The organism is Wolbachia endosymbiont (group B) of Erebia ligea, assembly GCF_947179575.1.
Taxonomy (GTDB): Bacteria; Pseudomonadota; Alphaproteobacteria; order Rickettsiales; family Anaplasmataceae; genus Wolbachia; species Wolbachia pipientis_C.
In genome coordinates this window covers 191,322-203,483 of the sequence record NZ_CAMXBW010000002.1, presented here as the reverse complement: position 1 = coordinate 203,483, position 12,162 = coordinate 191,322, and the positions used below count along the sequence as shown (strand labels likewise).

The window sequence follows — 12,162 nt, the reverse complement described above, 5'->3', positions numbered from 1 at the left end:
TAAAATGAAAAGATTGTATAATTTTTTAAGTAGCTATGAAAAAAGGAAACTTCGTAATAGAGCGAAGCTCGATAAGAGCGCTGGGCGTTTACGTATATCCATATTTAAGTCTAATAAACATTTTTACGTTCAGTTGATTAACGATGCAAAAGGAACAACCCTAGCTTCTGCTTCTACTTTGGATGATAAAATTAGGAATGTATGTAAAGGTAGGGTCAATGCTGAAACTATAAAACAGGTTTCTTCTTTAGTGATTGAGCGTCTGCCTAGTACAAAATTGGAGCAGCGGTTCGTCTTTGATCGGGGGGCATATAAGTATACAGGATTGATTTCTCAATTTGCTGAAGCTTTAAGAAGCTCTGGATTTGAATTTTAGAAGGTTTGAAGTATGGCTGTAAAGAATTTACAAAATAATAATGATTTATCAGAACTTTTGGTTTCAGTCCGAAGGGTAACAACGGTTACTAAAGGTGGTAGAAGATTTTCATTTTCAACTTTGGTTGTTGTTGGTGATGGTAAGGGTAGGGTAGGATGTGGAATAGGTAAACACGCAGAGGTTGCTGAAGCAAGAGTGAAAGCTGTAAATGCTGCAAAGAAGTCGATGATTAGGGTGTACTTACGTGAAGGTAGAACTTTACATCATGATATTAAAGCTAAATTTTGTTCTGGTGAGATAGTTTTAAGAGCTGCAAGAACTGGAACAGGTATTATTGCTGGTGGAGCAATGAGGTCGGTTTTTGAGGTATTAGGTATAAAGGATGTGGTAGCTAAGTCTACTAGATCAAATGATCCTCATAATATTATATGTGCAGTATTTAAGGCTTTTGATGTTATGTTATCTCCTCGCCAAGTGGCAGGTAAGAGGGGTAAAAAGATTAGTGAGATAGTTGGAAATAGGTAAAGTATGAATGATGCTGTAAAATTAAATTCTGTATTTACCAAATTATCTAAGAAAAAGAAGCCTAAATTATTAGGTAGAGGTATTGGTTGTGGTAAAGGTAAAACATCCGGTAGGGGGCATAAAGGGCAGAAAGCGAGAAGTGGCGTTTCTATAAATGGTTTTGAAGGTGGACAGCAGTCTATATATACTCGTTTACCTAAAAGAGGTTTTAAGCCTATACGCAAAAACTTATACTCTATATTTAATGTTGGTGATGTACAGTGCTTAATGGAAGCTAAAAAAATAGTCAAGGATTCTATAATAGATAAGGAGCTACTGCATAAATTAGGTTTTATCAGATCTGTAAAAAGTAAAATCAAACTTCTTAATAAGGGTAAATTAAGCGAGAAATTTGTGTTTCATGTTGATTTTGCATCAGAAGCTGCAAAAAGATCTGTAGCTTCAGTTGGTGGTAGTGTAGAAATACTATCATGAATTATGAACAGTAAATTTGCATTTGATAGTTTGGGTTCTACGTTATTATATAAAACTGATTTACTAAAGCGCATATTTTTTACGCTGATGGCTTTAGTTTGTTATCGTTTAGGCACTTATGTTCCTATTCCTGGAATTAATCTTGATATAATCAATGATATATTTCCAAAAGAGAGTTCTGGTATTTTTGGAGTATTTAATTTATTTTCTGGTGGCGCTTTAGCTAGAATGACGATCTTGGCGTTAAACGTTATGCCATACATAGTTGCATCCATAGTTATGCAATTATTGTCTTCTGCCGTTAAAGGAATCAATGAAATTAAAAATGACGGAGAGTTAGGACGTCGAAAGATGAACTCTTATATACGCTATATGACTATAATGTTTTGTATCTTTCAATCAATTACGATCTTAATAGGGTTAGAAAGAATGAATAGAGAAGGGGTATTAGTTGTAGTTGAACCTGGTATTATGTTTCGTACTATAGGTGTCTTTAGCCTTTTAGGTGGAACTATATTTTTAATATGGCTTGGTGAGCGGATCAGTGTGAGCGGTATAGGCAATGGTATCTCATTAATCATTTTTACTGGCATAACATCTGAATTACATAATGCTTTATCATCTCTGCTAACATTAAATAAAAATGGTAGTATGTCGTTTTTCATTACCCTTTTTGTTATAGCATTGTTTTTTTTACTGCTCCTTTTAGTCATTTTTACAGAATCTTCTTATAGAAAGGTAATTGTTCAATATCCCAAAAAACAGTTTAAAAAATTACATAATGATGATTTTACTTACATTCCATTGAAGATCAATTTATCTGGTGTAATACCAACTATTTTTGCTAACGCAATTTTATTAACGCCTATTTCAATTGCAAATTTCTATAAAGGTCATGCCATTGCTGATTTTATTTTAAACTACTTTATGGCAAATAAAGTGATGTACATTATAACTTACTTAATACTCATAGTACTTTTTAATTTTTTCTATACCAATTTTATATTTAATCCAGAGGAAAATGCTGATTTTCTTAGGAAAAATGGTGGTTTTATTCCTGGTAGAGGGCCTGGAAAACATACTTCTGATTATCTTCAAGATATAGTTTTTAAATTAACATTTATTGGGTCTGCGTATTTGGTGGTAATATGTACTATACCTGAAATTATGAGGTATCATTATGATATACCATTTATTTTTGGTGGGACGAGCTTGCTGATTATAGTTAACGTTATTACTGATACTATTATGCAAGTACAATCTTATGTTTTTTCAAATAGGTACGATAGTTGGATAAAGAAATATGAGTCTAAAACAAGGAGACTAAAGTGATTATTACAATTTTTGGTCCTCCTGGCTCTGGTAAGGGTACTCAGTCCAGTTTGTTAATAGCAAAGTATAATTTTAAATTAGTTTCAGTAGGAGATTTATTAAGGAATATTATATCTAGTGGGAGTAAATTAGGTAAAGAAATAAAGGATACTGTTGAATCTGGTAATTTAATTCAAGATGAAGTTATATGTAAATTATTGTGTGACCAGCTTGCATTAATAGATGGTGATTTTTTGTTAGATGGTTTTCCAAGAAATTTAAATCAAGCTCATTTTTTAACTCAAGTTTTGCAAAAAAGATGCAATAGGGATGTTGATCTTGTAATTGAGTTGCAGCTTGACGATAATATTGCAATTGATAGATTAAAAGATCGTCTTACTTGTTTGGATTGTAAAAGTATATATAGTATATCTTCTTTTAAAAATACTACTTGTGCTAAATGTAAAAGTACGAGATTGGAGAAGAGAATTGATGATGCTAATATGCTTGCAATTAATAAGAGGATAAGAGAATATCATTTTCAGATGAAGGGTTTGCGCGAGTATTATAAGGGCAAGTTGTTAACAATTAACGCTAATTTGAGTGTTGATAGAGTAATGCAAGAGATTGAAAGTAAAATTTCTTGTAATTTGATTTGACTATAAGTTGTTTTATGGTATAAATTAAGAGTTATTATTAATAAAGTATCGAGGTATCAGTGGCACGTATTGCAGGCATAAATGTTCCAGTGAAGAAGTGTATTTCTTTTGCATTAACTTATATACATGGTATAGGTATTACTACTGCGAATATAATTTGTCGTAGCTGTAAAATTGATGAGCGTAAGCGTGTTTCAGAATTACAAGATGAAGATATAGAGAAAATTAGTAGTTTTATTAGGCAAAGATATGTCATAGAGGGTGAGCTCAGAAAAAAAGTGGCTATGGATATAAAATCTTTAATGGAAATCGGTTGCTATAGAGGATTAAGGCATAGAAAAGGTTTGCCTGTGAGGGGACAAAGAACCCATACTAATGCTAAAACTCGTAAAGGCAGATCTAAATTGCCTGTTGCTGGGAAAAAATAAAATTTGTTATTATCGTGAGTTTTTATGAAAAAAGTTAAAACGGTTGGTAAGAATACAAAAAGGTTTATTACTGGTATTGTCCATATTCGTGCAACTTTTAATAATACTTTTGTAAATGTGACTGATGTTTGTGGTAATACGCTTTACCAGACTTCTGTTGGTGCATGTGGTTTTTCTGGTTCGAGAAAATCCACACCTTATGCTGCAGGTAAGGTTGCCGATTCTGCTGCGAAGAAAGTAATAGAGAGATTTGGTATGAAGGTTGTTTCTGTAATAATTCGTGGTCCTGGTTTTGGTGCAGAAGCTGCAGTTAAAGCACTTCGGAATTGTGGATTGACTGTCACTTCAATTGCAGATAAAACGGCGATACCTCATAATGGGTGTAGATTAAGGAAAAAAAGAAGAGTATAGGATATTTGGAAGGTTTTTGTATGTATTATAGTGATAGTGTTTCTTTCTGTGGAAATTTAGATAGATTAACTAAGCCTAATGCGATTAAGGTAATATCAGGTGATTCAAGTAAAAAAAGTGATATAGTTCTAGAACCTTTGGAAAGTGGTTTTGCTTTAACGTTGGGTCATGCATTAAGGCGTGTAATGTTGTCTTCTCTTTGCGGTAGTGCTGTTTATGGAATAAAAATTGAAGGCGTGAATCATGAATTTACTTCGATCCAAGGAGTTAGGGAAGACATAACTGATATAGCATTAAATATGGGCATGTTGAGATGTAAGCTAAATAACACGTCTAATAAGTGCTTAAATTTGAGCGCTAAAGGGCCTTGTCAAGTATTAGCTGGAATGATAGAAACTGATGACCAATGCTCTATTGTTAATAAAGATTTGGTGATATGTACACTAGGTCAAGATGTGGAGCTTAACATTACTATATATGTTGCTAGTGGAAAAGGTTATCTTTCTGTAAATAAATATAAAGAAAATGAATTTTTAAAGTCTATGAATGAACAAGATTTAATTGGTTTTATTCCAGTTAATGCTTTATATAGTCCTGTTGAGAGGGTTTCGTATAGAGTAGAGAATAGTCGTGTTGGTCAAGTTACTGATAAAGATAAGCTGATATTGTCAATTGAAACTGATGGTACAATCTCTCCAAGTCAAGCTGTTGACTATGCTGCAAGAATATTACAGGAGCAACTTCAGCCTTTTATTAGTTCTGATATTAGTTATAAGAAATCGCAGGTTTCTTTGTCTAGTGGTGCTAAAGATTTGGGCTATGATCCTGTTCTATTGCGTAAAGTAGATGAAATGGAATTATCTGTTAGATCTCATAACTGTCTGAAAAATGAAAATATCACTTATATAGGTGATCTTGTGCAAAAGACGGAAGTTGAAATGTTAAGAACTGCTAATTTTGGCCGAAAGTCTTTGAATGAAATCAAGGCAATTTTAAATAATTCAGGTTTGTCTTTGGGTATGAATATACCAAATTGGCCGCCTAAGGATATAGATGAACTGGCTAAACAACATACTGATGAGGATTAGGTAGTATATGAAACATGGAATAAAGAAAAATAAACTGTCTCGTTGTACCGAGCATAGGTTATCAATGTTAAAGAATCTATCTATCTCGTTAATTAATCATGAGCAGATTGTAACTACTTTACCAAAGGCTAAAGCACTTCGTCCATATGTGGAAAAGTTTATTACAATTGCTAAGAATAACGATTCTTTACATGGTAGAAGGCTTTTGCTTTCACGTCTTCATAATAGTAAGTTAGTAGTTGATAAATTATTAAGCGTTCTAGCTAATCGTTATCAAGACCGTAAAGGTGGATATTCTAGAATAATAAAATTTGGTACTCGAAAGGGTGATTGCGCTCCAATGGCAGTGATAGAGCTAGTTGATAGAGATATTTCAGCAAAAGGTGAGATTTATAGTAAAAATAAAAAAGGAAGCAAAGTAGTTACACAAAGCTAATTATTCTTTTTATGGTAAGTAGGTTACGCTATTTTGTAGGTTACTTTGGAGAATTGTTAGTTTCGATATATTTAAAGCTGAAATTCTATAATGTTATAAAACGTCGCTTCCGTTGTAAGTTGGGTGAAATTGACTTAATTGTATCTAAAAAAAAGGAGCTGATTTTTATAGAAGTTAAAACAAGTTTATTTGGAAAAGAAGTACCGATATCTCATTTTCAGTGTCAGTCTATTATAAATTCTTCTAAATATTTCTTAAGTAAAAATCTTGATTTTTTAGATTATTCAGTCAGATATGATTTATGTTTTCTTTCCTTAAGGAGAAGACCTATTTATATAAAAAATGCTTGGATTGAGGAATGGTAGCTTAAATAACTTAGATTTACTAGAATAGGTAATTTAATATGAAAAACAATAATTTAGTTTCATCTTATGCTAGAGCACTGTTTCATGTCTCAGGAAGCAGATTAGGTATTATAAGAAAAGAAGTAGAATTTTTGTTAGCTTTTTTTAAAGATCAAAGTGATGTTTTTGTGTATCTATCTCATCCTATGGTTTCTCTTTTGCACAAAAAAGAAGCGATACTTTCTATAAATAAGAACTTGAGTGAAAACTTAGTCAAATTTATTATGGTTACACTTGCAAACAAGCGCTCCCGTTTATTAATCCTTATATTAGAAAAATTCTTAAATCTTGTAAGGGAAAGTGAAAACGAATTGGAAATTACTATAAAATCAGCAGAGGTTTTAAAGAAACCTGATATAAAAATAATTACTGAATCTTTGAACTTTCTTGGTAAAATAATAAAAGTCAGTAATGTGGTTGATCCTTCTATACTAGGTGGCTTCGTAGTTAGGTATGGTTTTAACTTGATTGATGCTTCGCTTAAGAGTTATTTGGATAGATTGGTTGATTTGAGTAAAATGGAAATGTTGAAAATAAGGAATTGTATATGAAGAATAGCATAAATGCCTCTGAAGTAGTAAACATAATAAAAGAGAAGGTTGAGACATTTGATAATCCTATAAAACGAGAAAATATAGGTGAAGTAATTTCAGTAACGGATGGTATCACATTGGTCTATGGGCTGGAAAAAGCAAAGTTTGGTGAAAAGGTATCTTTTGCAAGCGGTGTAGAAGGAATAGTTCTTGATTTAGATCATGATACAGCTGGAATAGTTGTGCTTGGCAATGACCGTGATGTAAAAGAAGGGGACGTTGTAAAATGTAGTGGCGACGTTGTACAGGTGCCTGTAGGTCATGAATTATTAGGGAGAGTTGTAAATGCATTAGGCGATCCTATAGACGATGGCGGAGAAATTAGAGCCAAGAACAAAATGTATATAGAATCTAAAGCGCCAGGTATTATTGACCGTAAATCTGTGCATGAACCTCTGCAGACAGGAATTAAAATTATAGATTTGTTGATTCCTATAGGTAGAGGGCAACGTGAATTAATTATTGGCGATAGACAAATTGGTAAAACCACTATTGCGATTGATACTATTATCAATCAGAAGAAGATTAATGATGAGGTAAACGAAAATCAAAAAATTTACTGTGTTTATGTTGCTATTGGACAAAAAATTTCGACGGTAGCAAAAGTGGTGAATAAGCTAAAAGAAAGTGGAGCATTAGAGTATACAACCGTAGTTGTGGCTAGCGCATCTGACTGCGCGCCTATGCAATTTTTAGCACCTTATACCGGTTGCACTATTGGAGAATTTTTCCGTGATAATGGAATGCATTGCTTGGTGGTATATGATGATTTATCTAAGCATGCTGTGGCATATAGGCAGATGTCCTTATTGCTCAGACGTCCTCCTGGTCGTGAAGCTTATCCTGGAGATATATTCTATGTACACTCTCGCTTGCTTGAAAGAGCTGCTAAAATGTCTGATGAAAAAGGACAGGGATCTTTGACTGCTTTGCCGATTATTGAGACTCAGGCTGGTGATGTATCTGCATATGTTCCAACTAATGTGATTTCAATTACCGATGGACAAATTTTTCTTGAGTCTGAATTGTTTCACAAAGGATTTCGCCCTGCAGTGAATATAGGTTTATCGGTTTCTCGGGTTGGCTCTGCTGCACAATTGAAATCTGTGAAAAAAGTTGCTGGTTCTATAAAGCTGAGTTTGGCCCAATATAGAGAACTGGAAGACTTTGCTAAATTTGGTTCTGATCTTGATGCTACTGTTCAATTGTCCTTAAACAAAGGTAAATACCTTATTGAATTATTAAAGCAAAAACAGTATTCACCTATGCAAATAGAAGAGCAAGTATTGCTTATGTATATCTTTTCTAATCTGTATGGTCAATTAAATAAGGTACAGGTGAGCAACATCAATAGGTTCGAGTGTGATCTTATCAATTATTTTCAAACTGTTCACCCTGGAGTTTTAAAAAAGTTGTCGGGTGACATGAATGATGATATAAAAGATGATATTCTTGGTATTGTGAGTGATTTTGTCACTCAATTTAATTGCGTTTAGGCGGTGATTATGACTTCATCCATTGTTAACAAGTTTCCTATTACAAGGGAAGGTTTTGAGAGTATGCAAGTCGAACTTGAGAAATTAAAGGAAGAAAAGCCTTCTATCATACAGGCTATTTCTGATGCTCGTGATCAAGGCGATTTATCCGAAAATGCAGAATATCATGCAGCACGGGAGAGATTAAGTTTTATTGAAGGCCGTATAATTGAGGTAGAAAGTAAACTTTCACATGCAGAAGTGATAGAAGTAAAAAATTTGTCTGGTGATACAGTAATGTTTGGTGCAACTGTTACGGTAAGCATGTTAAATGATGATAACAGTGAAATTGAATATGTTTATAAGATTGTAGGTGGATATGAAGCTGATGCTTCAAAGCAGTTGATCTCTACGGATTCACCACTCGGTAGTGCTTTAATTGGCAAAAAAGTTGGTGAGTATGTGGAAGTGATAGTGCCAAATGGAGAGAAATTGTATAAAATAGTTAAGATTGAGTTTAAGTAAATCATGGTACAAGTAACTTATCCTTCAATTAGTCTACCCGGTATTTCTTCTGTGGAAGATGTATTGAGGGATGCTAGTTCTGGTAAATTATTCATTTTAGTTGACGATGAAAACAGAGAGAATGAAGGTGATTTGGTTATTTTAGCTGAAAAGGTGAAACCAGAACATATTGCTTTTATGGTTAGGTATGGCACTGGTATTGTGTTTTTAGCTATGACAAAGTTTTACATGAATAAACTTAACCTTGAATTTATGAAGAGAAGTAATGTAGATGAAGCACTTATTCCTCACACTGCATTTACTACGTCAATCGATGCTCGTTATGGTATTACAACGGGTGTTTCTGCTCATGATAGAACGCATACGATACTTACCGCTATTGATGGAAAAAGTACTAAGGATGATATTATTACCCCTGGTCATGTTTTTCCTATTATTGCAAGTGAGGGCGGGGTTTTAGCACGCAACGGTCATACTGAGGCAAGTGTTGAGATAGCAAAATTGGTTGGATCTAGTCATGCGGCTGTAGGGTGTGAATTAGTGAATGATGATGGCTCTATGATGCGCTTACCCCAGTTGCTTGAATTTGCTGAACAACACAAAATTAAGTTAACTACCATCGATAAACTTATCAGTTACGTTCAAAATTTAAACTAGCGTTTATAAATTCGTATAGTTTAAATGTTAAAATGTAAAATTCCTAAAAGTTATACAAACAAGGAACTTCCATGTCTAGGCTTTTTGTTTTACTATTTTTCTTCGTATACTGTAATAGCGCTTACTCTGTTAGTATTATTAGAGATAGTGAAGTGGAAGCGGTAGTGAAGGATCTAGCGCAACCTTTATTTTCTGCTGCGGGTATTGATAATGATAAAATAAAAGTTTTTATAGTTGATGATAGATCGATTAATGCTTTTGTAATTAACAATAATAGCATTTTCATTCATTTAGGGCTTTTACAATATTCGACTGAACCTTATGTTTTACTTGGTATATTAGCACATGAAATTGCTCATATATCTGCTGGTCATGTATTACAAATGAGTAGTGCTGTAGGTTATTTTCAATCAATAGCAATGATTAGTTATATGGTAGGATTAGTTTCTAGTATTGTTATTAACCCTCAGGTTGCGAGTGCAATCTTGCTTAGTGGTGTAACGCTTAGTTCGAGGTTGTTTTTTAACTCTTCTCAAGAGCAAGAGAGTGTAGCAGATAGCTATGCTTTAAGATACCTTGATGAATCTGGCTATGATAATTCGGGTATGAAAGAGATTTTTGACTATTTTAAGAGTATTGAGCATGAAAACACTGAAGAGTATTTCCGCACTCACCCACTTAGTGATAAACGTATATTTGCTGTACAGAATTATAAGGTTAAAAATAATATAAAACCAATCCTTGCAGATAAGTTGTTGAAGTTTGAGCGTATGGTTGCAAAGTTAGACTCTTTTTTTACCCCTATTTATGTATTATCTAATAAATATGAAGATAATTCTAAGTATGTAAATGCTGTAATTCATTATAGGCAAGGAAAGATAGAAAAGGCTATTGCTAAAGTTGATTTATTGATTCAAGAGTCACGCAATGATCCTTATTTATATGAATTAAAAGCGGAGATGTTATACAAAGCTGGAAATTTAAGTGAAGCAATAAAAATGTATGAAGAATCACTTAGATATTTATCTGAGAAGAATAACTATTTAGTGAAACTTGCGTTATCTCATACTTTATTATTACACGGTGAAATAGAGAAGGCAATTTTTTACCTAGAGCAGGTTGCAAGCGTAGAAACAAATAACGCCTTTGTCTGGAAGTATTTAAGTATTGCATATAAACGTAGCGCTGATATGGCAATGTATTATTTTGCTTTGACGAAAAAGGCTTGTATTGAAGGTAATTTAGAGAAATTTATGAAGTACGCTGAGTTAGCTATTAAAACGTATCCGTTCAGAGGTGTGGCAAGGATAAAAAACAATTGACATAATATATTAAAGTAGTAATAACACAAAATGTTGATAGTAAAGTAAGGCTAGATGCTTCAATTGTTGATCAGTATTGTAGAGTTATGTAAAAACTTAGAGCAGAAAGTAGCAAAGATTGAAGAAAAAAATAAAATCTTAGAAATAGAGAATGCTGAACTAAGAGAGAGACTCGGCTTAAACTCAAGGAATTCATCTTTACCAAGTTCAAAAGAGCTGTACAAAATAAAAAAAGACACACCAGAAGATAAGTCAGAGGGCGGCAGGAAGATAGGTGGTCAAGTTGGACATAAGGGGAATTGCCGAGCTAAAATGGAAGCAGATGAGGTGGTGAAGGTAGAGTTACCAAATAGATGCGAGTGTGGTGAAGAAATCGCAATATCGGAAAAACCATATGTCTATCAAAAAGTTGATTTACCAGAAATTAAGCCTTACGTAGTTGAGTATCAATTAGAACATGGTCGCTGTCGTAAATGCGGAAAAAGAAGGAGTAGCAAATTACCAGAAGGAGTTACACCGGATACCTTTGGTCCTAGAGTTAAGTCAGTAGTTGCATCACTAAGTGGGTTTTATAAGAATTCAAAGCGAGAAATAGCGAATATTATGAAAGACATCTTTAACATGAGTATAAGTGTTGGTAGTGTGTCCAATAGTGAAGCAAGGGTTTCGTCAAAATGTAAAGAAGCCTATGAACAAATAGAGGAAGAAATAAAAGCAAGCGAAATTTTGCATATTGATGAAACCAGTCACTACAACAAAGGCAAATTGGGATGGTGCTGGATGTTTGCCAACAATAAAGCAAGTCTTATGAAGTTAGCAGATACAAGAGGAATGAAATTTTTAAAGAATAGTGCATTTTGTGATTACAAAAACCTGGTAATTACTGACAGATATGCAGTTTACAACCACTTCAGTGATGAAAAACGACAAATTTGTTGGGCTCACTTATTGAGAAATTTCGAGAGGTTATCTCATAGTTGGAATAGTGAAGTAATGAGACTTGGCCATTGTTTAAAAGACGCAGCTAATGGATTGTTTGTATTAAAAAACGCTTTGTCAGAAAATGAAATTAGTATTTCAAAGTTCACTAAGCAAGCTAAAGAATTACGAAGATACATACAGTACTGCATGATAAAAATATCTTATATACTTGAAGCAAAAGGAGCTTCACGAACGGTAAAGGGTATTATAAAATCCGAGTCAATGATGTGGACATTTTTGGATGACCCAGAGAATATTCCATTAACGAATAACCATGTTGAGCGACAGATACGGCATTATGTTGTCTATCGTAAGAATTCATATTTTGCACAGTCAGAGCGAGGGAATAGATTTCTTGAGCGGATAATTTCGTTGTATCTGACTTGGAAACAAAAGGAATTAAACCCTTTTCAAAACCTGCTAGCTGTTGTTTCTTAAACCACACCTCTGAACGGATACATTAAAACTTTACCGAAAGATAGCTCTTGCTTGCTGCA

16 protein-coding genes are annotated in these 12,162 nt (G+C 33.5%); all 16 read left to right on the top strand.

Features of this window, described 5'->3' with window-relative positions; translation table 11 throughout:
* Positions 1-4 precede the first annotated feature (4 nt).
* The 16 genes from rplR to tnpC all read left to right on the top strand — a co-directional run bounded on the left by rplR (position 5) and on the right by tnpC (position 12,103).
* Positions 5-376 carry a 50S ribosomal protein L18 gene (rplR, locus tag OM962_RS01390; RefSeq protein WP_264330574.1) on the top strand — a complete coding sequence of 124 codons (372 nt, stop codon included), beginning with the start codon at positions 5-7 and terminating at the stop codon, positions 374-376.
* A gap of 12 nt (positions 377-388) precedes the next feature.
* Entirely contained in the window at positions 389-901 is a 513-nt protein-coding gene (rpsE, locus tag OM962_RS01385; protein ID WP_010404712.1) for a 30S ribosomal protein S5, read from the top strand.
* Between the two features lie 3 nt (positions 902-904).
* Positions 905-1,375 carry a 50S ribosomal protein L15 gene (gene rplO, locus OM962_RS01380; RefSeq protein ID WP_006012263.1) on the top strand — a complete coding sequence of 157 codons (471 nt, stop codon included), beginning with the start codon at positions 905-907 and terminating at the stop codon, positions 1,373-1,375.
* Positions 1,376-1,378: 3 nt separating this feature from the next.
* On the top strand, positions 1,379-2,707 hold the full coding sequence (secY, locus tag OM962_RS01375; protein WP_264330573.1) for a preprotein translocase subunit SecY: 1,329 nt from the start codon (positions 1,379-1,381) through the stop codon (positions 2,705-2,707).
* Positions 2,704-3,345: an adenylate kinase family protein gene (locus OM962_RS01370; RefSeq protein ID WP_264330572.1), complete on the top strand. Its 642-nt coding sequence runs from the start codon at positions 2,704-2,706 to the stop codon at positions 3,343-3,345. The genes secY and OM962_RS01370 overlap by 4 nt, the downstream gene beginning before the upstream one ends.
* Before the next feature lie 59 nt (positions 3,346-3,404).
* Positions 3,405-3,773 carry a 30S ribosomal protein S13 gene (gene rpsM / locus OM962_RS01365; protein ID WP_264330571.1) on the top strand — a complete coding sequence of 123 codons (369 nt, stop codon included), beginning with the start codon at positions 3,405-3,407 and terminating at the stop codon, positions 3,771-3,773.
* Positions 3,774-3,797: 24 nt separating this feature from the next.
* Positions 3,798-4,184 carry a 30S ribosomal protein S11 gene (gene rpsK / locus OM962_RS01360; RefSeq protein ID WP_006012273.1) on the top strand — a complete coding sequence of 129 codons (387 nt, stop codon included), beginning with the start codon at positions 3,798-3,800 and terminating at the stop codon, positions 4,182-4,184.
* 20 nt (positions 4,185-4,204) lie between these two features.
* Positions 4,205-5,272 (top strand): DNA-directed RNA polymerase subunit alpha, encoded by a 1,068-nt coding sequence (locus OM962_RS01355; RefSeq protein ID WP_264330570.1) that lies wholly within the window; start codon positions 4,205-4,207, stop codon positions 5,270-5,272.
* A gap of 7 nt (positions 5,273-5,279) precedes the next feature.
* Complete coding sequence (gene rplQ / locus OM962_RS01350; protein WP_010404731.1) at positions 5,280-5,708, top strand: 50S ribosomal protein L17; 429 nt, start codon at positions 5,280-5,282, stop codon at positions 5,706-5,708.
* 11 nt (positions 5,709-5,719) lie between these two features.
* Positions 5,720-6,073, top strand: coding sequence for a YraN family protein (locus tag OM962_RS01345; RefSeq protein ID WP_264330569.1), 354 nt, complete (start codon positions 5,720-5,722; stop codon positions 6,071-6,073).
* Between the two features lie 38 nt (positions 6,074-6,111).
* Entirely contained in the window at positions 6,112-6,663 is a 552-nt protein-coding gene (atpH, locus tag OM962_RS01340; RefSeq protein WP_006012287.1) for an ATP synthase F1 subunit delta, read from the top strand.
* Positions 6,660-8,201 carry a F0F1 ATP synthase subunit alpha gene (gene atpA, locus OM962_RS01335; RefSeq protein WP_007302558.1) on the top strand — a complete coding sequence of 514 codons (1,542 nt, stop codon included), beginning with the start codon at positions 6,660-6,662 and terminating at the stop codon, positions 8,199-8,201. Before atpH ends, atpA begins: the two co-directional genes overlap by 4 nt.
* A 9-nt stretch (positions 8,202-8,210) precedes the next feature.
* Positions 8,211-8,705: a transcription elongation factor GreA gene (greA, locus tag OM962_RS01330; protein WP_006012293.1), complete on the top strand. Its 495-nt coding sequence runs from the start codon at positions 8,211-8,213 to the stop codon at positions 8,703-8,705.
* 3 nt (positions 8,706-8,708) lie between these two features.
* Positions 8,709-9,362 carry a 3,4-dihydroxy-2-butanone-4-phosphate synthase gene (gene ribB, locus OM962_RS01325; protein ID WP_264330568.1) on the top strand — a complete coding sequence of 218 codons (654 nt, stop codon included), beginning with the start codon at positions 8,709-8,711 and terminating at the stop codon, positions 9,360-9,362.
* A gap of 71 nt (positions 9,363-9,433) precedes the next feature.
* Complete coding sequence (locus OM962_RS01320; RefSeq protein WP_264330567.1) at positions 9,434-10,684, top strand: M48 family metalloprotease; 1,251 nt, start codon at positions 9,434-9,436, stop codon at positions 10,682-10,684.
* 66 nt (positions 10,685-10,750) lie between these two features.
* Positions 10,751-12,103, top strand: a complete 1,353-nt coding sequence (gene tnpC, locus OM962_RS01315; protein WP_264330459.1) for an IS66 family transposase — start codon at positions 10,751-10,753, stop codon at positions 12,101-12,103.
* Positions 12,104-12,162: the final 59 nt, after the last annotated feature.

Coding starts and splice junctions, on each gene's coding strand:
- atpA (WP_007302558.1), top strand. CDS start 6,660: ATGAAGAATAGCATAAATGCCTCTGAAGTAGTAAACATAATAAAAGAG.
- OM962_RS01355 (WP_264330570.1), top strand. CDS start 4,205: ATGTATTATAGTGATAGTGTTTCTTTCTGTGGAAATTTAGATAGATTA.
- rpsE (WP_010404712.1), top strand. CDS start 389: ATGGCTGTAAAGAATTTACAAAATAATAATGATTTATCAGAACTTTTG.
- rpsK (WP_006012273.1), top strand. CDS start 3,798: ATGAAAAAAGTTAAAACGGTTGGTAAGAATACAAAAAGGTTTATTACT.
- greA (WP_006012293.1), top strand. CDS start 8,211: ATGACTTCATCCATTGTTAACAAGTTTCCTATTACAAGGGAAGGTTTT.
- ribB (WP_264330568.1), top strand. CDS start 8,709: ATGGTACAAGTAACTTATCCTTCAATTAGTCTACCCGGTATTTCTTCT.
- rplQ (WP_010404731.1), top strand. CDS start 5,280: ATGAAACATGGAATAAAGAAAAATAAACTGTCTCGTTGTACCGAGCAT.
- OM962_RS01345 (WP_264330569.1), top strand. CDS start 5,720: ATGGTAAGTAGGTTACGCTATTTTGTAGGTTACTTTGGAGAATTGTTA.
- rplR (WP_264330574.1), top strand. CDS start 5: ATGAAAAGATTGTATAATTTTTTAAGTAGCTATGAAAAAAGGAAACTT.
- OM962_RS01320 (WP_264330567.1), top strand. CDS start 9,434: ATGTCTAGGCTTTTTGTTTTACTATTTTTCTTCGTATACTGTAATAGC.
- rplO (WP_006012263.1), top strand. CDS start 905: ATGAATGATGCTGTAAAATTAAATTCTGTATTTACCAAATTATCTAAG.
- atpH (WP_006012287.1), top strand. CDS start 6,112: ATGAAAAACAATAATTTAGTTTCATCTTATGCTAGAGCACTGTTTCAT.
- secY (WP_264330573.1), top strand. CDS start 1,379: ATGAACAGTAAATTTGCATTTGATAGTTTGGGTTCTACGTTATTATAT.